Annotated in this window: 18 protein-coding genes; 13 read left to right on the forward strand and 5 right to left on the reverse strand. The window is 64.2% G+C overall.

Translation table 11 applies throughout. From position 1 onward, the window contains the following. Positions 1-32: 32 nt before the first annotated feature. The 8 genes from rpsB (at position 33) to ACSU1L_RS01575 (ending at position 5,895) form a co-directional block, all read left to right on the forward strand. Entirely contained in the window at positions 33-932 is a 900-nt protein-coding gene (gene rpsB, locus ACSU1L_RS01540; protein WP_439254418.1) for a 30S ribosomal protein S2, read from the forward strand. A 41-nt stretch (positions 933-973) separates the two neighbouring features. Next, on the forward strand, positions 974-1,801 hold the full coding sequence (gene tsf / locus ACSU1L_RS01545) for a translation elongation factor Ts (RefSeq protein WP_438254315.1): 828 nt from the start codon (positions 974-976) through the stop codon (positions 1,799-1,801). 94 nt (positions 1,802-1,895) lie between these two features. Beyond that, positions 1,896-2,612 carry a UMP kinase gene (gene pyrH, locus ACSU1L_RS01550; RefSeq protein WP_438254316.1) on the forward strand — a complete coding sequence of 239 codons (717 nt, stop codon included), beginning with the start codon at positions 1,896-1,898 and terminating at the stop codon, positions 2,610-2,612. 70 nt (positions 2,613-2,682) lie between these two features. Beyond that, the gene (gene frr, locus ACSU1L_RS01555) at positions 2,683-3,237 is read left to right on the forward strand and encodes a ribosome recycling factor (protein WP_439254421.1); all 555 of its coding nucleotides are present in this window, start codon (positions 2,683-2,685) and stop codon (positions 3,235-3,237) included. Positions 3,238-3,243: 6 nt separating this feature from the next. Continuing rightward, on the forward strand, positions 3,244-4,281 hold the full coding sequence (locus ACSU1L_RS01560; protein ID WP_438254319.1) for a phosphatidate cytidylyltransferase: 1,038 nt from the start codon (positions 3,244-3,246) through the stop codon (positions 4,279-4,281). 23 nt (positions 4,282-4,304) lie between these two features. Further along, positions 4,305-4,871 carry a DivIVA domain-containing protein gene (locus tag ACSU1L_RS01565; protein WP_438254321.1) on the forward strand — a complete coding sequence of 189 codons (567 nt, stop codon included), beginning with the start codon at positions 4,305-4,307 and terminating at the stop codon, positions 4,869-4,871. Positions 4,872-4,917: 46 nt separating this feature from the next. Beyond that, a complete protein-coding gene (locus tag ACSU1L_RS01570; RefSeq protein WP_438254323.1) occupies positions 4,918-5,598 on the forward strand; it encodes a transglycosylase SLT domain-containing protein in 681 nt (226 codons plus the stop codon). A 9-nt stretch (positions 5,599-5,607) separates the two neighbouring features. Continuing rightward, positions 5,608-5,895, forward strand: coding sequence for a hypothetical protein (locus ACSU1L_RS01575; RefSeq protein WP_438254324.1), 288 nt, complete (start codon positions 5,608-5,610; stop codon positions 5,893-5,895). 36 nt (positions 5,896-5,931) lie between these two features. Here the strand turns inward: ACSU1L_RS01575 and ACSU1L_RS01580 are convergent, their stop codons facing one another. Beyond that, the gene (locus tag ACSU1L_RS01580; protein WP_439254424.1) at positions 5,932-6,984 is read right to left on the reverse strand and encodes an AI-2E family transporter; all 1,053 of its coding nucleotides are present in this window, start codon (positions 6,982-6,984) and stop codon (positions 5,932-5,934) included. Positions 6,985-7,158: 174 nt separating this feature from the next. On the opposite strand from ACSU1L_RS01580, the gene ACSU1L_RS01585 reads away from it, so the two are divergent. Together ACSU1L_RS01585 and ACSU1L_RS01590 are read left to right on the forward strand one after the other, a co-directional pair. Then, positions 7,159-9,036 (forward strand): glycosyl transferase, encoded by a 1,878-nt coding sequence (locus ACSU1L_RS01585; protein WP_439254426.1) that lies wholly within the window; start codon positions 7,159-7,161, stop codon positions 9,034-9,036. Beyond that, a complete protein-coding gene (locus ACSU1L_RS01590; RefSeq protein ID WP_439254428.1) occupies positions 9,033-9,974 on the forward strand; it encodes a tetratricopeptide repeat protein in 942 nt (313 codons plus the stop codon). Before ACSU1L_RS01585 ends, ACSU1L_RS01590 begins: the two co-directional genes overlap by 4 nt. A 12-nt stretch (positions 9,975-9,986) precedes the next feature. Here the strand turns inward: ACSU1L_RS01590 and glgB are convergent, their stop codons facing one another. The 3 genes from glgB to glgX all read right to left on the reverse strand — a co-directional run bounded on the left by glgB (position 9,987) and on the right by glgX (position 16,367). Continuing rightward, entirely contained in the window at positions 9,987-12,164 is a 2,178-nt protein-coding gene (gene glgB, locus ACSU1L_RS01595) for a 1,4-alpha-glucan branching protein GlgB (RefSeq protein WP_438254330.1), read from the reverse strand. Beyond that, positions 12,161-14,119 (reverse strand): maltotransferase domain-containing protein, encoded by a 1,959-nt coding sequence (locus ACSU1L_RS01600; RefSeq protein WP_438254841.1) that lies wholly within the window; start codon positions 14,117-14,119, stop codon positions 12,161-12,163. Before ACSU1L_RS01600 ends, glgB begins: the two co-directional genes overlap by 4 nt. A 169-nt stretch (positions 14,120-14,288) precedes the next feature. Continuing rightward, complete coding sequence (gene glgX, locus ACSU1L_RS01605) at positions 14,289-16,367, reverse strand: glycogen debranching protein GlgX (RefSeq protein WP_439254431.1); 2,079 nt, start codon at positions 16,365-16,367, stop codon at positions 14,289-14,291. A gap of 68 nt (positions 16,368-16,435) precedes the next feature. Here glgX and ACSU1L_RS01610 point away from each other — a divergent pair, with 68 nt between their 5' ends. The 3 genes from ACSU1L_RS01610 to ligA are packed head-to-tail and all read left to right on the forward strand — an operon-like array spanning position 16,436 to position 21,084. Next, complete coding sequence (locus ACSU1L_RS01610; protein ID WP_439254433.1) at positions 16,436-17,611, forward strand: cysteine desulfurase family protein; 1,176 nt, start codon at positions 16,436-16,438, stop codon at positions 17,609-17,611. Positions 17,612-17,620: 9 nt separating this feature from the next. Then, positions 17,621-18,718, forward strand: a complete 1,098-nt coding sequence (mnmA, locus tag ACSU1L_RS01615) for a tRNA 2-thiouridine(34) synthase MnmA (protein WP_438254334.1) — start codon at positions 17,621-17,623, stop codon at positions 18,716-18,718. A 47-nt stretch (positions 18,719-18,765) separates the two neighbouring features. After that, on the forward strand, positions 18,766-21,084 hold the full coding sequence (gene ligA / locus ACSU1L_RS01620; protein ID WP_439254436.1) for an NAD-dependent DNA ligase LigA: 2,319 nt from the start codon (positions 18,766-18,768) through the stop codon (positions 21,082-21,084). 108 nt (positions 21,085-21,192) lie between these two features. Here ligA and ACSU1L_RS01625 read toward each other — a convergent pair whose 3' ends face one another. Further along, positions 21,193-23,031 carry a DEAD/DEAH box helicase gene (locus ACSU1L_RS01625; RefSeq protein ID WP_439254438.1) on the reverse strand — a complete coding sequence of 613 codons (1,839 nt, stop codon included), beginning with the start codon at positions 23,029-23,031 and terminating at the stop codon, positions 21,193-21,195. Positions 23,032-23,053: the final 22 nt, after the last annotated feature.

Below are 23,053 nucleotides of genomic sequence, written 5' to 3' on the forward strand. Positions count from 1 at the left end.
CGGCGCGCCAGCGCCAGAATCAGGAGACGACCATGGCTGTGGTCACCATCCGCCAGCTGCTCGACAGCGGCGTTCACTTCGGACACCAGACCCGTCGGTGGAACCCGAAAGTCAAGCGCTTCATCCTCACCGAGCGCAGCGGCATCCACATCATCGACCTGCAGCAGTCGCTGGGCTACATCGACAGCGCCTACGACTTCGTCAAGGAGACTGTTGCCCGCGGCGGCACCATCCTCTTCGTCGGCACGAAGAAGCAGGCTCAGGAAGTCCTCGCAGAGCAGGCGACCCGCGTTGGTCAGCCCTTCGTGAACCAGCGCTGGCTCGGTGGCCTCCTCACCAACTTCCAGACGATCTCCAAGCGTCTGGCTCGTATGAAGGAGCTCGAAGAGCTCGACTACGAGGTGCCGGCCAACAGTGGCTTCACCAAGAAGGAGCTTCTGCTCAAGAAGCGCGAGCTCGACAAGCTGCACAAGTCGCTCGGCGGAATCCGCAACCTGACCAAGACGCCTTCGGCTCTGTGGGTCATCGACGCCAAGCGCGAGCACCTCGCGATCGACGAGGCCAAGAAGCTCGGCATCCCCGTGATCGGCATCCTCGACACGAACGCCGACCCGGACGACTTCCAGTACCCGATCCCCGGTAACGACGACGCGATCCGCTCCGTCTCGCTGCTGACCCGCATCATCGCGGACGCAGCTGCCGAAGGCCTGCAGCAGAAGCACAACCCCGAGTCGGGCGACGCTGAGCCGCTGGCCGAGTGGGAGAAGGAACTTCTCGAGACGCCTGCTGAGGCGCCCGCGACCGAGGCTCCCGCAGCCGAGGCAACCGAGGCTCCCGCAGCTGAGGCTGAGGCAACCGAGGCTCCCGCAGTTGAGGCTGAGGCTCCCGCAGCTGAGGCGACCGAGGCTCCGGCCGAAGCCGACGCCAAGTAATTCCGCGTACACACCCATATCGAAGCAAGGAGCCACCACACATGGCCAACTTCACCATCGCTGACATCAAGGCGCTGCGCGAACAGCTCGGCACCGGCATGGTCGACACTAAGAAGGCTCTCGAAGAGGCCAACGGCGACCGCGAAAAGGCCGTTGAGCTGCTTCGCCTGAAGGGTGCGAAGGGCAATGCCAAGCGCGCTGACCGTTCCACCAGTGAGGGACTCGTCGTCGCTCGCGAGGCCGACGGCGCTGTGACGCTGATCGAGCTCGCCTGCGAGACCGACTTCGTCGCGAAGAACGAGCGCTTCATCGCACTCGCTGACAAGATCGCTGACGCGGTTGCAGCCGCCCAGGCAAACTCGGTTGAGGATGCCCTCGTCGCTGCTGCCGGCAACCAGAACATCGGAGAGCTGATCTCGGACGAGGCAGCAATCATCGGCGAGAAGGTTGAGCTGCGCCAGGTTCGCACCGTGACCGGCGACGCCGTCGAGGTCTACCTGCACCGCACCAGCAAGGACCTGCCTCCGCAGATCGGCGTTGTCGTCGCTTACACGGGTGACGACGCAGAGACTGCTCGCAGCATCGCGCAGCACATCTCGTTCGCCAACCCGTCCTACCTCAGCCGCGAAGACGTTCCGTCTGACGCTGTCGAGAAGGAGCGCGAGATCGTTACCGAGATCTCCCGCAACGAGGGCAAGCCAGAAGCGGCTCTGCCGAAGATCGTCGAAGGCCGTGTCTCTGCGTTCATCAAGCAGGTTGCCCTGCTTGAGCAGGACTACGCCAAGGACAACAAGCTCTCTGTCGCCCAGGTGGCGAAGGACGCCGGTATCACCGTGACGGACTTCGCGCGCTTCAAGGTTGGCGCGTAGCAGTGCATAAGGGGTTCGGATCCACAAGGGTCCGAACCCCTTCTTCATGCCCAAAAGGCACTATCTTGAATCGGGACGAGAGGATCCACACACCATGACCGAACGCACCAGGCGCCGACGCGTCCTTCTCAAGCTCTCTGGCGAAGCCTTCGGAGGCGGACAGCTGGGAGTGAATCCAGACGTCGTCAGCCAGATCGCCCGTGAGATCGCGGCTGCCGTTGACGAGGTCGAGATCGCCATCGTCGTCGGCGGCGGAAACTTCTTCCGCGGCGCAGAGCTCAGCCAGCGCGGCATGGACCGCGGTCGTGCCGACTACATGGGCATGCTCGGAACCGTGATGAACGCTCTCGCACTGCAGGACTTCCTCGAGCAGGCCGGCGCGCCGACGCGTGTGCAGTCCGCCATCTCGATGACACAGGTCGCCGAGCCCTACATTCCGCTGCGTGCCGAGCGTCACATGGAGAAGGGGCGCGTTGTCGTCTTCGGCGCCGGCGCTGGCCTCCCGTACTTCTCGACCGATACCGTTGCCGCGCAGCGTGCACTGGAGATCGGCGCACAGGAAGTACTCGTGGCCAAAAACGGTGTTGATGGCATCTACACGGCCGACCCCAAGAAGGACTCCTCGGCAACTCGCATCGACACGGTCACCTATCTGGACGCACTGCAGCGCGGCCTGAAGGTCGTCGACTCCACCGCCTTCAGCCTCTGCATGGACAACAACATGGACATGCGGGTGTTTGGCATGGAGCCCAGCGGCAACGTGACGCGCGCTCTGCTGGGAGAACCGATCGGAACACTCGTCACCGCCTGAGCGCGGTATCCAGGTGCACGCCACGCACCTGGCTAGAATTACATGCACACCCCCGACGATAGGAGTCACCGTGATCGCGGATGTCCTCGCTGATACCACCTCGCGCATGACACGCGCGGTCGACGCTGCCAAGGAGGATTTCGCCACCGTTCGTACGGGTCGCGCGAACCCGCAGCTCTTCCAAAAGGTGATGGTGGATTATTACGGCTCGCCCACGCCGATGGCACAGCTTGCCTCGATGGCAATTCAGGAAGCGCGCTCAATTATCATCACGCCATACGACAAGTCTGCACTCAGGGCTATTGAGCAGGCGATTCGAGACATGCCCAACCTCGGTGTCAACCCGACGAACGACGGCAACACGATCCGTGTGACGATGCCCGAGCTCACTCAGGAGCGTCGCAAGGAGTACGTCAAGCTCGTACGCACCAAGGGCGAAGACGCGAAGGTTCACCTCCGCGGCGTCCGCCGCAAGTCCAAGGACGAACTCGACGCGCTGAAGGGTGAAGTCGGTGAGGACGAACTGGTGCGCGGCGAGAAGGAACTCGACCAGCTGACCCGCCAGCACGTCGATTTGATCGATGAGGCACTCAAGCGCAAAGAAGTCGAGCTCCTCGAGGTATAGCCCGCAATGAGCGATGCATCTGGAGATGGAAGCGAGCAACGCCCGATATCGTCGGACGAAACTCGCTCCGTGGTGACCCCGGACGCCGCGCCTGCTGAAACGGGCGCGGCGATGCGGGAACAGCTGCGCCAGGCGCGCGGCGAGTTCGAGACGCACGTCAATCAGGCCCGCGAGCACCTCGACCAGGCTAATGAGCGCATCAAGGCTCGTACCGGTCGCGACCTCATTCTGGCGATCCTGGTCGGCTTGGGGTTCGGCGCCGTGCTGCTGGGATCGCTCGCGTTCATCAAAGAGCTCTTCGTTCCGATCGCGCTGGCCATCGTTATTCTCGGCATCCTGGAACTAACGAGAGCGTTGCGTGCATCTGGACGGCGCATCGACGTCGCAGCCCAGCTCATCGCTGGCACCGCGCTCGCGCTGGCTGGGTTCTTCGCTCCGCCGTGGCTGATCTGGGTCGCACTGATCTCCGCGGTCGCCTTCGTGATCGTATGGCGCCTGCTGGCGCAGATGATCGCGAAGGACGGTCGCACGTACGGAGACGTTCTCAAGGATGCTGCAATCGGCGGTTTCGTGCAGATCTACGTACCCTTCCTCGCCGGCATCGCACTGCTCTTGCTGGCACAAGAGGGTGGGCAGTGGTGGGTGCTCGGATTCGTCGCCATCGCCGTCTCAGCCGACACCGGTGCTTATGCGGCTGGAGTGGCCTTCGGCAAGCATCCGATGGCTCCGCGAATCAGCCCGAAGAAGACCTGGGAAGGTTTCGCCGGAGCTGTGATCGCTGCAATCGCGGCCGGTGTCCTGCTGGCGATCTTCCTGCTGGAGATGCCCTGGTGGGCCGGGGCTATCTTCGGCGTCGCTATTTTGCTGTCGGCCACGCTCGGCGACCTCGGCGAATCCATGATCAAGCGGGATCTCGGAATCAAAGACATGAGCTCCTGGCTACCAGGTCACGGCGGGATGCTGGACCGACTCGACAGCGTGCTGCCGTCGACGATCCCCGCGCTGAGCTTGTACTTCCTGCTTTCGCCCTGGGCGATGGCGTGATGAGTGTGAATACGGTGAATGAATTGACTGAGTACGACCAGGCCGAGACGCAATCGGCCTTCCGCGTCACCCAGGGGCGTGAACGCGGGTACCACCGCACCGCCGTGGATACGTTTCTCGCCGCAGCGCGCGACAGCTTTGAGCAGGATCAAGACCAGCTCACCGCGGCTGAGATTCGCATCGCGTCTTTCCCGCTGGTGAAGGGCGGGTACGCTGTGAGCGAGGTGGATGCCGCGCTGGGACGCGTTGAGGACGCTTTCGCCGCGCGGGAACGCGAACGTGTGGTGCGCGAGGACGGCCCTGAAGCGTGGGTCGTCGCAGCACGCGGCGAGGCGCAGATCGTTCTCGATCATCTGTCTCGTGATCGTCGGCGCAAGTTCGCCCGCACCGGCCTGCTCTCGTTCGGCTACCGCATCGATGAGGTCGATCATGTCGCAGAACGCATCGTGCGCTATCTGCGCGACGGCGATGCACTTTCTGCTGAGCAGCTGCGTTCGGCAGCATTCCGGATGCAGCGGCGCGGCTACCGCGAGGAGCAGGTCGATGCCCTTCTGGACGCAACCATCGACGTGATTCTCGCTGTGCGGTGAGGCACTCATGGTGGACTCAGGCGCGCCTGGATACACTGGAGGCATTGTGACTTCCGGTACTGAGATCGACCACGTCGGCGTGCGCAGCACGACGGTCGCTGCGGCATCCCGAAAATCAGCCGTCCGCCCGCGACGCCGCTGGACCCAACGCCGTGGTGTCAGTGGTGTGTTGGCGGCTTTCGCCGTGGTTGGATTCACCGCTGCGATCGTCGCGCCGACGGGTATGGCCCTGGCCGATCCGCCGGCGGTTGAAGTCGAAACATCTTTCTCTCTGGCGGCGCGCGACACCCAGAATCTCACCATCACGGCGGAGGGGGCGACGATTTCGCCCGTGCAGCGTGGTGCGTTCGAGGTCTACGTCACACCGACCCCCACTCCGGAACCGGTGCCAGCGCCGGCCTCTGCCGGCGGTGGCGGTGGCGGCGGGGGACCGCTCTATTACACCGGTGGCGGCGCACCCGCCGAATGGATGGCTGCTGCTGGCCTCGCATCCGGTGATTGGGGCTACGTCGACTACATCGTCGGACGCGAGAGCGGTTGGAACCCGAACGCGACCAACAGGTCTTCCGGAGCCTGTGGTCTTGTGCAGGCTCTGCCGTGCAGCAAGGTGCCGGGCAACGGTTACAACCCGGTCGACAATCTTCGCTGGGCGAACGGCTACGCGACCGGGCGGTACGGCAGCTGGGCAGGCGCCTACAACTTCTGGATCAACAACCACTGGTGGTAATGCTCCGATATGGCACGATCCCATCGACGGCGCCAGGAGCGCTCGCACTCTGACGACTCCTTCGACCGTCTGCTCGCCGGGTGGAAACGCAGTGAGAGCCGCCAGGGTCGCGAATGGACTGTGCAGCCGGTATCGGCGCTGAAGGCGCAGAAGCAGTACATCTGCCCCGGCTGCGGCGGCGCGATTCTGCCGGGAACGGCACACCAGGTTGTCTGGCGTGCCGACGGTGTACTCGGTGATGCAGCGGATCTGGCCGCCAGACGGCATTGGCACACGCACTGCTGGCAGGTTGCCTGAGTCAGTCCGCTACGCGAGGCCGTGACCAGGCTGGCGTCAACGCTCGTTCATCCGGGGGATGAGCACCTGGCGGTAGATGATGAGGATGCTGGCCGCGACCGGGATCGCGATGAGCGCACCGAGCAGGCCGAGGAGCGAACCGCCGGCGAGGGCAGCGACGACAACGACAGCGCCGGGAACAGAAACGGCGCGACTCATGATCCGCGGCGAGATCAGGTACGCCTCGATCTGCATGTAGATCAGGTAATAGATCGCGGCGGCCAGCGCGACGCCCGGGGATCCGAGGCCGGGAAGCAAGCAGACCAAGACGATGATCGTCGACCCGGTGAGCGTCCCCACCAGCGGGATCAATGACGCGAAGAACGCGATGACTGCGAGCACAGCAGCGAACGGTGCGCCGATGATGTTGAGGTAGATGGCGCTCAGGATGCCGTTGATGACGCCGAGCGTCACCTGGCCCATGACGTAGTAGCCCACCGAATCTGTGATCTGCTCACCGAGGTCGACGAACCGCGCACGCTTGGATGCTGGCACCAGCTGGTACACCGAGCGCTTCAGCGACGGAGTCGAAGCGGTCAGGTAGATCGTAAGGATCAGTACGATGAACGCGCCGAACAGGCCGGTGACGATGTTCACACTCGCCGCGATCACGCTGCTGGTGATGTCGCCCATGTTCTCGAGCAACCAGTTCTGCGCCTCATTGAGCACTCGATCGACGTCGAGCGCAGGAAAGACCGCGCCCAGCCACTCGCGCAGGTCCTCCCAGAGGTTATTGCTGCTCTGCACGAGCCGCGTGATCTGCCGCACCAGCTGGGACACCTGGTCGACGATGATGGGCAGAACGATCAGCACGATTCCGGCGAAGATTCCCAGCACGCCGAAGATAGTGATCACAACCGCCAGCCAGCGCGGGAGCTTGCGACGCTCCAAGAAAGAGATGACCGGGTCGAGTCCCAGACTGATGAACAGCGCCGTGCCGACGTACAGCAGCACCGTGGACAGTGATTCGACGCTGCCGATTAGCAGAATGCCGAGGCCCACGCCCAGCGTGGCCACCAGTGCGGTGCGAAACGGATTATGGACCTTCATGCGTGCTCCTCGTCAGACTGATCTCAGGCTAGTCCGCGCTGGGTGAGAGATTTCACGACGTGCCGATCAATCGCCGCTTCACCGCCTCGTGGTCAACACACAGCCAGTTTCGATAGTCTGAAATGTCGAGTGGTGACTGGGGCGAGGCGCCTTGGTCACGTAAGGAGTCTTTTCGTGCGTTTCGTCTGGGCCGTCGTGGCCTTCGTCTTGGCCACGCTTCTGATCGGAGCGGGCATAGCTCAGCGAACCATTTTCATGGGCCCTTCCGCGCAGCAGGCTGAGCTCAGTATCGAAGAACCGGCACCTTATCTGCTCGTCGATGGCGCGGTGCTACGCGAGCATCCGGGTCAGCAGACCCTGCTCGTTCGTGGCGAGGGGGAAATTTTCGCAGCCTACGGGCGCACGGCAGATCTCGAAGCATGGCTGTCGGATGCGACCTACAACTCGGTTGTCCCCGCTGAGGACGGCACGACGACGACAACACTCATCGAACCTGTCGTAGAGGCTCCCGATGAGGGCGCCGAGGGCGCTGAGGAGCCCGGGCGCAGCCCTGTCGGCTCGGACCTGTGGTTGGACTCCTTCAGCGAGCCGGATCAGCTGATCACCGATATGCAGCTCCCGGAAGGCATGAGCGTGTTGATCGCGCGGGACGGAACCGCGGACGCACCGCAGGACATCGTCATCTCCTGGCCGCTGGACACCTCCACGCCCTCGGTTGGTCCGCTGATCGCCGCTGGCGGTGCCGTGCTGCTGTTCGGGCTGGTCATGTATGTGCTGGCGATCCGCCACCAGCGTCGCGGGCGCGGCCCTCGGCGTAAGGGCCCCGGACCGCTGCCGCCGACCGAACCGATCAATTTCGCGCTTGATCGTCCTGAGCCGCGTGCGCAACTCGAACCGGCAGCGGCCGACCCGACGGACTCCACCCCGGCAGATCCGACTCCGACAGACGAGGCTGCGCCCAAGAGCGAACGTCGGGCCATCACCCCTCGGCGACGTCTGCTGGCACTGCCAGCTCTCGGCGTGGCAGCGCTGTTGTTCGCTGGCTGCTCCGGTGATTCCTGGCCGCAGTTCGACTCGGCGACTCCCTCTCCGACGCCGTCGCCGACTGTGGTGACACCGGAGAACCAGAAGCCCCCGGCTGTCACCGAGGCACAGGCCTCCCGCATCCTGCAGGAGATTTCGACGACACTCAGCGAGGCTGACACCGCGCTCGACATCGATCTGGCTGCAACGCGTCTGGACGGAGCACCGCTCGATGCCCGTCGCACCGACTACACGCTGCGCGGGACTCTGACCGATCGCCCGTTGCCAGCAATCATCCCCACCGACACCATCGAAGTGCTGTTGCCGCAGGCCACAGACACCTGGCCGCGTACGGTGCTGGCGCTCAGCAAGAGCAAGACGGACGAAACTTTGCCCCCGGTCGTTCTCACCATGACCCAGAACGACCCGTGGGCCAACTACAAGGTCACCAACATCGCAGAGATGCAGGCTTCGGCAGAGGTGCCGCAGCTGGCTCCGGCGTGGTTGGGGACGAGCCTCATCACCGACAATGCCGCAGCCTTCCTCGCGCTGACTCCGGACGAAGTCGCCGCGGCGTTCGCCGATGTGGTGGATGCGGGTGAATCGAGCGAAAGCTACGAGCTGTTCGATCCGGTGGCGATCACTCTCGCGGAATCGATCAAGGCCAGCCGTGATGCTGTCGTGCAATCGCTCGTGGACAACGGTGCTGCAGAGACCTCCAGCACGGCCTTCGACATCACACCCAGCTCCGCCGAACCGACAGCACTCGCAACGCTCGACAGCGGGGCTATTGTCGCGGTTTCGCTCGTCGACAGCGAAACCATCGCACCGACCTCCGATGACGCGGTGATCCGATTCGGAGACAACGCCGAGGCCAAGACGCTCACCGGCGTGGAAGAGGCTTCGAAGGGCGTTGTGACCACCTATGGTCTGCAACTGTTCTTCTCGGTACCCAGCCAGGGATCGACGGCACAGGTCCGCCTGCTCGCCGTCGATCAGGACATCCTCAACGTGGAAGTGATCAAGTGAGCGACATCTCTGCCGCAGCTCTTCGCGGCGCCGTAGACCTTTCGACGCTGCGCAATCGACCCGCAGCTCCCGCAACGCCAGCCGCATCAGCGGGCGGCGACGCTGTAGCACCCAGTGGATTCATCGTCGATGTCACCGACGCCACTTTCGGGCAGATCCTCGAGCTGTCGCGCACCGTACCGGTCGTCGTCGACCTCTGGGCCGAGTGGTGCGGCCCGTGCAAGCAGCTCAGCCCGATTCTGGAGAAGGTCGTCCTCGAACTCGCCGGACGCGTCGTGCTGGCGAAGGTCGACGTTGATGCGAACCCGCAACTGGCCCAGAGCTTCAAGGCTCAATCGATCCCGATGGTAGTGGCGCTGATCGCAGGACAGCCGGTCCCGATGTTCACCGGAGCCGTTCCTGAAGAGCAGGTGCGCCAGGTCTTCGACCAGTTGCTGCAGCTGGCAGCGCAGAATGGCGTGACGGGATCGTTGGCATCAGATGCTGCTGAGCCTGCTGAAGAAGAAGAGCAGCAGGAAGTGCCGTTGCCTCCGCTGCACGCCGAGGCATTCGCCGCGATTGAAGAAGGCGACTTCGCCACTGCGATCACGGCGTACGAGAAGGCGCTGGCCGAGAACCCGCGCGATGAAGACGCCCGTGCCGGCCTCGGCCAGGTGCGGCTGCTTGACCGCGTGCAGGGAGTCGACCTTCAGCAAGCGCGGGCAACCGCAGCGGCTGTGCCGAAGGACATCTCCGCGCAGATGCTGGTGGCCGACCTCGACATCTCCGGTGGTCACGTCGAAGACGCTTTCGAGCGGCTGCTCGACCTGTTCGCGCAGTTGCCGAGCGACGAGCGGACGCCCGTTCGCGAACGCCTGGTCGAGCTGTTCGGACTCATCGGCGCAGACGACGCCCGGGTCATCGCCGCGCGCACGCGCCTGTCGTCACTGCTGTTCTAGTCGCTGCTGTTTTTAATGACGGTGGCGCAGCCAGAGCGTTGACAGCGCCGGCACGGTGATCCTCGTCATCGGGGTGTCGTGGTCGGCCTCGGGATGCGCGGCGACCCGGCCGTAGTTCCCGATGCCGGTTCCGCCGTACTCGACGGCATCCGTGTTCAAGATCTCGTCCCACAACCCGGCGACCGGCAGATCGAGCTTGAGGTTGGCGCGCTCAGTACCGGCGAAGTTGCTGACCACGACGACGCGACCTCCGTGTCTGTCGCGCCGTTCGAATGCGATGACGTTGGGGTCCCAGGACGGAGCGCCCAGACGCTGGAAGTGCACGGCTTCGCCGTCGCGCTCCCACAGCGGCGCATTGCTGCGGTACACCGTGTTCATGGCGCCGACGAATCGCTGCAACTGCGCATGCGCGGGCTGATCGAGTAACCACCAGTCCAGCTCGCGGCTCTCCGACCATTCTGCGATCTGGCCGAATTCTTGGCCCATGAACAGCAGATTCTTGCCGGGGTGGCCCCACATATACGCCAGATAGGCGCGCACATTCGCGAGTTTCTGGCCATGGTCACCGGGCATCTTCGACAGCAGACTTCCTTTGCCGTGCACGACCTCGTCGTGGCTGATGGGCAGCAGATAATTCTCGCCGAAGGCGTAGACGAAGGAGAACGTCATCTCACCCTCATGGTGGGCGCGGTAGAGCGGATCGCGTGCCATGTATTGCAGCGAGTCGTTCATCCATCCCATGTTCCATTTGAAGCCGAAACCGAGGCCGGCGCGGTCGGTGCGGGCGGTGACTCCGGGGAAGCTGGTCGATTCCTCCGCAATCATGACGATCCCGGGGTGAGCGCGGTAAGCGGTGGTGTTGACCTCCTGCAGAAAACGGATCGCTTCGAGGTTCTCGCGTCCGCCGTGCATGTTGGGTTCCCACTCGCCGTCCTCACGGGAGTAGTCGAGGTAGAGCATGGACGCCACAGCATCCACCCGCAATCCATCGATGTGGAACTGATCGAACCAGTACAGGGCATTTGCAACGAGGAAATTACGAACTTCTGGACGCCCGTAGTCGAAGATCAGCGTGCCCCAGTCCTGATGCTCACCACGGCGCGGGTCCGGATGCTCGTACAAGGGCATCCCGTCGAATCGAGCCAGTGCGAAGTCGTCCTTGGGGAAGTGCCCAGGTACCCAGTCCAGGATCACGCCGATCCCCGCCTGATGCAGACGATCGATCAGATAGCGCAACCCGTCGGGGTCGCCGAACCTGGCCGTAGGTGCGTAATAGCCGCTGACTTGATAGCCCCAGGAGCCGCCGAAAGGATGCTCGGCGAGCGGCATGAACTCCACATGAGTGAAGCCTGTCTCCGTGACGTGGGCGATGAGCGGGTCGGCGACCTCTCGGTAGCCGAGTCCCTCGCGCCACGAGCCCAGATGCACCTCGTAGATCGACATCGGCTGCGCGACGGCGTGTGTGGCGGCGCGGCGGGTCATCCACGCGCCGTCCTTCCACGAGTACGCGGAGAAGGGGACCACGGACGCTGTCTCTGGAGGGGTCTGGGTGCGTCGAGCCAGGGGATCAGCCTTGAGAATCCATCGCCCATCGGGGGTGAGGATCTCGAACTTGTAGTGCGCGCCGGGCGTGATATCGGGGATGAAGAGCTCCCAGACACCGCTGCGACCCATCGAGCGCATGGCGTGACCGGCGCCGTCCCACTGGTTGAAGTCGCCGACCACGCGGACGGCTCGGGCATTGGGTGCCCACACGGCGAAAGAGAACCCGATGTCGCCGTCGAGCGGGTGGGCGTTAGCCCCGAGCACCTCCCACAACCGTTCGTGACGTCCCTCTCCGATCAGATGAAGGTCGAGTTCGCCGATGGTGGGGAGATGGCGGTACGGGTCGCCGGCGATGATCTCATCATCGTCGCCGTAAACAGTGGCGACGCGGTAGGGAACTGCGCCTCCGGCATGCTCGCCCTCCCATATGCCGTGTGCGGCATGGGTGAGAGACACCCGCGTGCGGTCCGCGAGGATGACGATGACTTCGTCGGCAAACGGTCGCAGAACCCGGATGATGCTCCGTGCGTGGCCGTCGGCATCCGTGGTCGGGTGAGTGCCGAGGATGTCATGCGGCGAATGATGAGATCCCGTTGCCACAGCCTCCCACTCTGCAGTGGAAACACCGTTGTCGATGTCGGTCATGATCGCTCCTTCACCCTCAGGATGTGCACCGGCTCGGTGAATGCATCGAGTCGAACGAAGTTGTGATCCGTCCAGGTCCACACGGACCCGGTCACGAGGTCCTCGACCAGGTACGGATCGCCTGGCTCCACTGCCCAGATACGGGTATCGAGGTGAACGGTGCTCTCGCGGACGGAGTGCGGATCGACATTGATGACGACGATGATGCTGTCTGGCTTGCCGTTGGCAGTGAAGGCGCCATCGAGGTGCTTGGAGTAGACCAGGATCGCGTCGTCGTCGCTCCAGTGCACCGACAGATTGCGCAACTGGCGAAGCGAGGGATGCGCGCGGCGAATCTCATTCAAACGGGCAAGGTAGGGAGCAAGTGAGGCGCCGGTGGCTTCAGCTGCAGCGAAATCACGAACCTTGTACTCATACTTCTCGTTGTCGATATTCTCTTCGGAACCCGGACGCGCCACGTTCTCGTAAAGCTCGTAGCCCGCGTAAACCCCGTAGGTCGGGGCCGCTGTCGCCGCGATCGCGGCCCGGACACGGTACGCCGCGCGCCCGCCGTACTGCAGGTACTCCGTCAGAATGTCCGGGGTATTCACGAACAGGTTCGGGCGCAGGTAATCGGCCGTGTCGGTGGCGAGTCCGGTGAGGAACTGCTCCAGCTCGCGCTTCGTATTGCGCCAGGTGAAGTAGGTATAGCTCTGTTGGAAGCCGACAGCGGCGAGTCCGCGCAGGGGAGCGGGACGCGTGAATGCTTCGGCGAGGAAGATTACGTCGGGATCAGCTGCGGTGACCTCAGCGATGAGCCATTCCCAGAACTGGAGCGGCTTGGTGTGCGGGTTATCGACGCGGAAGATGCGGATGCCCTGGCCGATCCAGTGCTTCACGATGCGCAGCACTTCTTCCCGGAGACCGACTGGGTCGCCATCGAAGTTCAGCGGATAGATGTCCTGATACTTCTTGGGCGGGTTCTCGGCGTAGGCGATCGTACCGTCTGGAAGAGTCGTGAACCACTCCGGGTGGGATGTGACCCAGGGATGGTCGGGGGATGCCTGCAGCGCCAGATCGAGCGCGACCTCGACTCCGACTTTCGCTGCCTCGCGCACGAAGAAACGGAAGTCGGCCAGAGTGCCGAGGTCTGGATGCACGGCGTCGTGACCGCCTTCGGCAGCGCCGATGGCCCAGGGTGAGCCGGGGTCCTCGGGGCCCGCATCCAGCGTGTTGTTCTTTCCCTTGCGGTGCGTGCGGCCGATCGGATGAATCGGCGGCAGATACAGCACATCGAAGCCCATTTCCGCGACGGCGGGCAGACGCCTCGCTGCGGTACGGAAAGTGCCGCTGATGATCGTGCCGTCACTTGATCGCCTCGCGCCCTCTGAGCGCGGGAAGAACTCGTACCAGGCGCCGACACCGGCCCTCTCGCGCTCGACGAGAATCGTGTGCTGTGCTGTCGCTGATGACAGCGAGGTGAGCGGGCGAGCGGCGAACACACCGGCGAGGTCGGCGTCGGTGGCGACAGCGAGGGCTGCGACGGCATCCGTCTCGTCGAGATCTTTCGCCAGAGCCGCGAGGCTCGTGCGTTCCGCGGCAGGGCGCGTCTTATCCGCTGCGGCGCGCGTGAGCAGTTCTCGACCGAGTGCTGTCATGACCGCAACATCGAGGCCGACGGCGATTTTCACCGTGGCTGCGTGTGCCCAGGTCGCAAAATCATCGGCGAAGGCTTCAAAACTGTACTGCCAGACGCCCTGGGTGTGCAGCGCGATCTCGCACTGCCAGCGATCGGTTCCGTCAGCGAGCGGCTTCAGCCGGTGCAGACTCTCGTCGCCGGTGGGAGATACGAGCCGCAGATGCACTCCGATGATGTCGTGTCCCTCACGGAACGCGACAACGCCGAAGGGTACGACCTCCGAGGAGAAAGCTTTGGCGGCGAATCCGCCCGGTACCGACGGTTGTGGATCGGCCAGCGGTATGCGCCCGGTTCGCGTCTCGGCCTGGTCGACGGCGCGTGGCCGCAACGGAATCTGTGCGGGGCTGAGAAGCCCCGTGGGACGAATGCTAGAACGTGCAGCCACACCCTGAATCTACCGCGCCGGCGTTGTTCAGAACAGCCTTGATCGGAAGCGAGTAGTGCTCTCATTGCTCGATGCGGAACAACCGCATCGATGTGGCCGCGGTCAAAACGACATCACCCGGGGCGAACTCTTCTTTCCCCCCACTCGGCCTGTCATCTGCGCTTGACCACAGCGACACGAAACGGGTCGCATTCTCGATATCCACGGGCAGTGTGACCTCGACCGGACTCTCCGTGCCGTGGACGATGAGCAGGATCCGATTGACCGGTTCATCGGCGAGGGGAGTGGATGCTGCAACATACTGCAGAGTCCGGTTTCCGGGGTCGGTCCACTGCTGTTCCTCCATCGTCTCGCCGCACTGATTGAACCAGTCCATGACGGAAGCGTGCGGAGTGTGCTCGCCGAGGCGCGCATATCGGCTCGGACGCAACGCGGCGTTTTCCTGGCGCAACTGGATCAGCGTCGCAACGTGCTCGCGCAGCTCCAACTGCCACGGCTCGTGGTCCCAGCTGAGCCAGGTGAGGTCGGAGTCGTGTGCGTAGGCGTTGTTGTTGCCGCGCTGAGTGCGACCGGTCTCGTCGCCCGCGGTGAGCATCGGGATGCCCGCGGAGAGCAGCAGCGTGCCCAACAGGTTGCGCATGGCTTTGCGGCGAACCGCACGAACGTTGGGATCATCGGTGGGCCCCTCGACCCCGTGGTTGAAGGCACGGTTCATATCTGCGCCGTCACGGTTGTTCTCACCGTTGGCTTCGTTGTGCTTCACGTCGTACGAGACGAGGTCGCGCAGGGTGAATCCGTCATGCGCCGTGATGAAGTTGATGCTCGCCAGCGGGCCGCGGTCCGCGGTGAAGGTGTTCGATGAACCAGCCAGCCGCGTCGCGAATCCGCCGATTCCGACCGGGGCCGATGCTCGGCGCGCATAGTCGATGTCGCTCAACCAGAAATTGCGCACGCGGTCTCGGTACCGGTCGTTCCACTCGTGCCAGCCCGGCGCGAAATTACCGGTTTGCCAACCGCCCATTCCGACATCCCATGGCTCGGCGATGAGTTTCACGTCTTGCAGCGCCGGATCGGTGCGGATAGCAGCCAGCAGCGGATGATCCCGGTTGTACTCATGCTTCTCGTCACGGCCGAGAGCTGCGGCGAGGTCAAAGCGGAAGCCGTCGATTTGCATCTCCTGCGCCCAATAGCGCAGGGAATCGAGTACGAGTCTGGCGCCGGCGTCGGCCGCCGTGTTCAGGGTATTCCCGCATCCGGTGGTGTCGATGTACACGCCATCGGCCTGCTGTCGGTAGTAGCTGGCGTTGTCGATGCCCCGCAGGCTGGAGCGGGGGCCGCCGATGCCCTCTTCTGAGGTGTGGTTGTAGACGACATCGAGGATGACCTCGAGGCCTGCTTCGTGCAGGAGCCGGACCATGCCCTTGAATTCGGTCAGGACCGCTTCGGGCCCCTGTTTGCGTGACTCCTCGGTGGCATATGCGGCGTGGGGTGTGAAGAAGTTCAGCGTGTTGTAACCCCAATAGTTGGTGAGGCCGCGTTCCAGCAGACGAGGCTCGGGGACGAAGGCGTGCACGGGCAGCAGCTCGATGGAGGTGATTCCGAGAGATCGGAAATGCTCGATCATCGTGGGATGCGCCAGCCCGGCGTAGGTGCCGTGCAGTGCGGGGGGAACGTCGGGGTGACGCTTGGTCATTCCCTTCACATGCCCTTCGTAGATCACCGTCTTGTGCAAAGGGATCCGGGGCTTGTGCGATTCTCCCCAGTCGAATCCGTCGGCGATGACGACCGAACGCCATTCCTCGTAGCCGTCGCCCTGCGCGAGACCGCGCGCGTACGGATCCAGAAGCAGCGTCTCCGGATTGAACGTGTTACCCGCACCGTGGGGCCCGTCCACACGAATCGCATAGCGGGTTCCTGGTTGCAGAAGTTCAGAGGTGACCTGCCACACGCCGTCGTCGTCACGGTCGAGATCGACGCTGTCGGTGACCCAATCCAGATCGGTCTCATCGAAGATGACCAGTTCGACAGCTGAGGCGTGCTGCGACCAGACTCGGAGAGTCGCGGTGCCGTCGTGCAGGCTCACGCCCAGGTTGTCGAGGATCGCGCCACCGGGTGCGGTGAAGTGAGGGGTCGCTGGCATGAGTACACATTAGGCGGGATCATCAGTGTCGACGCCCAAAGCCGCGAGAAATGCGGGAGAGTTAAGGGATGCGGTTCTATCTCGACCACGCGGCGACCACTCCACTGCGGCCAGAAGCACGTGATGCGTGGCTGGCGGCGACCGAGGTGGTCGGCAACGCATCATCGACGCACGGTGCCGGGCAAGACGCTCGTCGTCTCCTGGAAGAATCGCGTGAGCGGATCGCGGCGGTACTCGGATGCGATCCGATCGAGGTGGTGCTGACCTCGGGGGGAACCGAATCCATCAACACGGCGCTGCGGGGACTGTGGGTGTCGCGTGAAGCAGGGGCAGAGACGATCGTGTTTCCTGATGGAGAGCATCACGCCACGATGGACACGGTTGCCGCGCTCGTTGCCGATGGCGCAGGAGCACGTGCCGTCGCACTGGACGAACAGGGTCGCATCGGTGTGTCAGCTTTCGAGGCAGCCCTCCCCGGCGCCGCGCTGGCGACGGCTCTGATCGCCAACAACGAGGTAGGCACGCTCAATGACGCCGGATCGCTGAGCGCTGTCGCCGCACTCGCTCGCGTGCCGCTGCATCTTGATGCGGTTGCGGCGGTGGGACACGTGCCGGTGTCGTTCCGTGATCTGCGTTCGGATGCCCCGGCAGGAGCCGGCCTGGTGGCGATGAGTGTCGCCGGGCACAAGATCGGAGCGCCCGTAGGCATCGGCGCGCTCGTCGTGGGACGCACGGCACGGATGGCACCGCTGCTGCACGGCGGCGCCCAGCAGCGCGGGCTGCGGGCGGGCACCCAGGATGTCGCCGGTGCCGCCGCCTTCGCTGTCGCCCTGGAACGCGCCGAGGCTGAGCGTAAAACTGAGGCAGCACGGCTTCGCGTGCTGCGAGATCGCCTGGTTGAGGGCATCCGCAGTGCCGTTCCCGAAGCCGAACTGCTCGGGGATCCCGTCGACCGTCTGCCGAACAATGCGCATGTGCTGTTCCCAGATGCCGTGGGTGAGAGCCTGCTCTTCCTGCTCGACGTCGCCGGTGTCGCGGCATCCACGGGATCTGCCTGCCAGGCAGGCGTCGCTGAGCCATCGCACGTCGTCATGGCGATGGGGCGGAGTGAGAAGGAAGCCCGCAGCGTGCTCCGCTTCACGCTGGGGCGAACCTCGACGGATGCTGATGTGGATGCGGTGCTGGCCACGATCGCGGACGCGTATCTGAGAGCATCCGGAGCACGCACAGCTGAACGCATTTAGACTGGACGAATGCGTATTCTGGCAGCAATGAGCGGCGGTGTCGATTCTGCTGTTGCGGCCGCGAGGGCCGTGGAAGCAGGACACGATGTGACCGGCGTGCATCTGGCGCTGTCGCGCGCCGGTGGCACCCTGCGCACCGGCAGCCGCGGTTGCTGCACGATCGAGGATGCGATGGATGCGCGTCGCGCGTCTGACATGCTCGGCATCCCGTTCTATGTCTGGGACTTCTCCGAGCGTTTCCGTGACGACGTGATCGACGACTTCATCAGCGAGTATCAGGCCGGCCGTACACCGAACCCGTGCATGCGCTGCAATGAGAAGATCAAGTTCGCCGCCCTTCTCGAGCGGGCGTTGGAATTGGGCTTCGATGCTGTGTGCACCGGGCACTACGCCACGCTGGTCGACGGCGAAGGCGGTTTGGAGCTGCACCGCGCATCGGACAACGCCAAGGACCAGTCCTATGTGCTGGGGGTCCTCACTGCTGAGCAGCTCGCGCACACGTATTTCCCGCTCGGTGAGACGCCGTCAAAGGCTCTGGTGCGGGCAGAAGCCGCCGAGCGCGGACTGAGCGTCGCGCAGAAGCCCGACAGTCACGACATCTGCTTTATTCCTGACGGAGACACCCGTGGCTGGCTCGCGGAGAAGGTTGGCGCTGAGCAGGGCGAGATCCTCGACCGCACCGGAGCGGTGGTGGGCTCGCATGACGGTGCCCACGCCTTCACCGTCGGGCAGCGTCGCGGGTTGAAGCTCGGCGTGCCGGCAGCTGATGGCAAGCCCCGGTTCGTGCTGGAGGTTCGCCCGGTCTCGAACACGGTGGTCGTCGGTCCGAAGGAAGCGCTCGCTATCGGTGAGATCTCGGGAGCTCGGTTCTCGTGGGCCGGGGCCGCACCGGTATCGTCGGAATTCGACTGCCACGTGCAGATTCGCGCGCATTCCGAGCCGGTTCCCGCACATGCGACGGTTTCGGATGACGGGGTGCAGGTGATTCCGGAGATACCGCTGGATGGCGTCGCGCCAGGCCAGACTGCTGTGCTCTATGTCGGCACGCGCGTGCTGGGACAGTTCACGATTGATCACACGGTTTCGGCGGTTCCGGTCGACGCGTAAGAGTCGGGGCTCCCCGCGATGTCGGCGGTCGCTCGTAGAATTGCCAGGTGCCTGAGAACATCTCGTTGGAAGCCGCCCGTGTCGAGGCCGAGGAACTGACCACCCGCATCCTCGATGCCAAAGACGCCTACTACGGCCGCGACACCTCAGTAGTGGACGATGCCACCTACGACGGGTGGATGCACCGGCTCGAAGAGCTGGAACGGCTTCATCCCGAGCTGCAGGGGCAGGACTCGCCGACGCAGATGGTCGGTGCCGCTGAATCGACCGGCCTCGCGACGATCGAGCACGCGGAGCGGATGCTGAGCCTGGACAACGTGTTCTCCCTTGAGGAGCTGCGTGACTGGGCTGCGAAGACCACGGCGGCTTCCGGCCGCGAAGTCGCCTGGCTCACCGAGTTGAAGATCGATGGCCTCGCGATCAACCTGCGCTATGAGAACGGTGTGCTGACCTCCGCTGCGACGCGTGGCGATGGCAGGGTCGGCGAGATCGTCACGGAGAATGCGCTGCGGCTGGCTGATATCCCCGAGCGGCTGAGCGGCGAGGGGCATCCGCCGATCGTCGAGGTCCGTGGTGAAGTCTTTATCCCGGTGGCGGCCTTCGAGCGGCTGAACGCCGCTCAGGCATCGTTTCGTGAGCGTGCGTACGCCGACAATGCGGCGCGCTGGGAGGCCCGCAGTGGCGCGAAGCGCCCCTTCGATGAAGAGAAGGCGCGAGCAGCCGCCGCACGCCGCTTCCCGTCGTTCGCCAATCCGCGCAATGCCGCCAGCGGTGGACTACGGCAGCAGATCGACAAGAAGGACGGGCTCGAGCTCGAGGCGGGTCTGCTGCGAGTAGATTCGTTGTCGCTGTACGTGCACGGCATCGGGGCGTGGCCCGACCCTCCGGTCGCATCGCAGAGTGAGGTCTATGACCTGCTCGCCACCTGGGGACTGCCGATGAGCCCGCACACCCAGGTGCATCACGGGATCGATGAGGTCGCCGCCTTCGTAGCGTACTTCGGTGAGCACCGGCACGATATCGAGCACGAACTCGACGGAATCGTCGTCAAGGTCGATGAGCTGGCGCTGCATGATGAGCTGGGAACGACTTCGCGCGCGCCGCGCTGGGCGATCGCGTACAAGTACCCCCCGGAAGAAGTCCAGACGACCCTGCTCGACATCGTCGTCTCGGTCGGACGCACCGGTCGGGCCACCCCATTCGCCGTCATGGCGCCCGCACATGTGGCGGGGTCTGTGGTGCGGCAGGCAACGCTGCACAACAAGGATGTCGTCAAGGCCAAGGGCGTTCTCATCGGCGATACCGTTGTGCTGCGAAAGGCGGGCGATGTCATCCCCGAGGTGCTGGGGCCGGTCGTCGAGAAGCGCGATGGAACGGAACGCGAGTTCGTCATGCCGGAAGGCTGCCCCGAGTGCGGCACGCCGCTTCGCGCGATGAAAGAGGGCGATATCGATCTGCGTTGCCCGAACGCGCGGTCGTGTCCTGCGCAGGTGCGCGGACGGGTGGATCACATCGGCTCGCGCGGCGCGCTCGACATCGAAGCGCTCGGTGAAGTCACTGCTGCGGCGCTCACCCAGGCCGAAGCACCTGCGGTCGCCCCGCTGGACACAGAGGCGGGGTTGTTCTCTCTCGCGTTGGAAGATCTCGTGCCGATCTCTGTTGTCGTCCGTGATGCGGAAACGGGTTTGCCGAAGCAAGACGACGACGGGATCGTGAAGACCCGCTCGCCCTTCCGGCGGAATGCGACGTCGGCTGAGAAGAAGTCCGGTCTGACCGGTGCTCAGCCCTCCTCACAGGCGCACACGCTGCTCGCCGAACTCGAGAAGGCGAAGACCAAGGAGCTCTGGCGACTGCTGGTCGCGCTGAACATTCGCCACGTGGGACCGGTCGCTGCCCGAGCCCTGGCACAGTGGTTCGGGTCGCTCGAGGCGATTCGCGCGGCATCCCGTGAAGAACTCGCCGCTGTCGAGGGCGTCGGCGGAATCATCGCCGACTCACTGCTGGACTGGTTCGAGGTCGACTGGCACGTCGAGATCGTGGAGAAGTGGGCTGAGGCCGGTGTGCAGTGGGTAACGCCGGGGCATCCCGGTCCTGGTGCAGCGATCGCCGAAGGGGGAGTGCTCGACGGGCTCACGATCGTGGCGACCGGATCTCTCGACGGATACACCCGCGATGGCGCCCAGGAAGCAATCATCCGGGCCGGCGGCAAGGCGGCATCCAGCGTCTCGAAGAAGACTGATTTCGTGGCGGCCGGGCCCGGAGCGGGCTCCAAGCTCGCGAAGGCAGAGGATCTCGGCATCCGCATTCTGGATGCTGCGCAGTTCCATGTTCTCGTCACGGAGGGCCCGGCCGCATTGGGCGGCTGAGCGGATTAGCCAGGGGCGCCTTGAACCCCTGGCGCCAAAAACACTTTGCTGCATGAGACAGGCCTTGTTAGGCCCTGTCTCATGCAGCAAAGTGTTTCTCGAGCGGAATCAGTCCTTGTGACGCGGCTTCCGGAACGGCGCGCGGTCGGATCCGCCCTCGTTGCGGTCAGACCCGCGGCGGTCGCCGTAGCCACCCTCACGACGTGAGGCGTAGCCACCATCGCGGGATCCACCATCGCGGGAGCTGCCACCACGGGGGCCGCGGTCGGGCTTGATCTCGATGAGACGACCGGAGATCCGGGTGTCCTTGAGCTTGTCGAGCACGGACGGGTTCATGTTCGAGGGCAGCTCGACGATGGAGAAGTCCGGCTTGATGTTGATGGCGCCGAAGTCATCGCGTCCGAGGCCACCCTCGTTCGCCAGCGCACCGACGATCTGACGCGGCTCGACGCGGTGACGACGGCCGACCTCGATGCGGTAAGCGGAGTAGTCTCCGCGGCCGCGACGCTCACGTGGTTCGCGAGCCGGACGATCGTTGCGGTCACGGTCGACACGCGGACGGTTGTCGCGTTCGACGGCTGCCGTCAGCGGGTCGTTCGCGGGGTCCAGCAGCAGCGGGGTCGCGCCCTGAGCAACAACAGCAAGTGCTGCGGCAACATCAGCCTCAGGCACATCGTGGTTGCGCACATAGTGGGCCACGATGTCGCGGAAAGCGGCGATGCGCGCGGTCTCGGCGAGAGCAGCGGTGATGCCATCGTCGAAGCGTGCGAGGCGCGTCGTGTTGACGTCTTCGGTGCTCGGCAGAGTCATCTGCGTCGGCGCCTGACGGGTGGCCTTCTCGATGCTCTTGAGCAGGTAGCGCTCGCGCGGCGTGATGAAGCTGATCGCATCACCGGAGCGACCCGCACGACCGGTACGGCCGATACGGTGCACGTAGGATTCGGTGTCGGTCGGGATGTCGTAGTTCACGACGTGGCTGATGCGCTCGACATCAAGTCCACGCGCGGCAACATCGGTAGCGACGAGGATGTCGAGCTTGCCATCCTTCAGCTGGTTGACACTGCGCTCGCGCTGAACCTGAGCAACGTCACCGTTGATCGCCGCTGCGGAGTACCCGCGAGCACGGAGCTTCTCAGCCAGAGTCTCGGTTTCGTTCTTCGTGCGGACGAAGACGATCATGCCGTCGAAGTTCTCGACCTCGAGGATTCGGGTGAGCGCATCGACCTTCTGCTGGTAAGAGACGATGAGGTAGCGCTGCGTGATGTTCGTGGCAGTCGCGGTCTTGGACTTGACCGTGATCTCTTCGGCATCGCGCAGGTACTTCTGCGCAAGACGACGGATCTGCGGCGGCATCGTCGCTGAGAAGAGCGCGACCTGCTTCTCGACGGGAGTCTGCGAAAGAATCTGCTCGACGTCTTCTGCGAAGCCCATCTTCAGCATCTCGTCGGCCTCATCAAGGACGAGGTACTTCAGCTCAGACAGGTCGAGGGTGCCCTTAGCGAGGTGGTCCATGATGCGACCGGGCGTGCCGACGACGACGTGCACGCCACGGCGCAGCGCCGACAGCTGAACGCCGTAACCCTGACCGCCGTACACGGGAAGGACGTGAACGCCCTTCATCTTCGCGGAGTATGACTCGAACGCTTCACACACCTGCAGCGCGAGCTCGCGGGTCGGTGCGAGCACGAGTGCCTGCGGGGTCTTCTGCGAGGCATCGAGGCGCTCAAGCACAGGGAGAGCGAATGCCGCGGTCTTGCCGGTTCCGGTCTGGGCCATGCCGACCACATCGCGGCCGTTCAGGAGAGTCGGGATAGTCGCGGCCTGGATCGGCGAGGGAGTCTCATAGCCGAGGTCGCGGATGGCTTTTAACACCGGCCCGGTAATACCGAGCTCCTCGAATCCGGGAGCGGCGGGGGCGTCGGGTGTCAGATCTTCGTCAGCAGTCACTTCCCGAGAATAGCGCCTTCAC

Origin of the sequence: Microbacterium sp. A94 (assembly GCF_051842855.1) — a bacterium.
Taxonomy (GTDB): domain Bacteria; phylum Actinomycetota; class Actinomycetes; order Actinomycetales; family Microbacteriaceae; genus Microbacterium.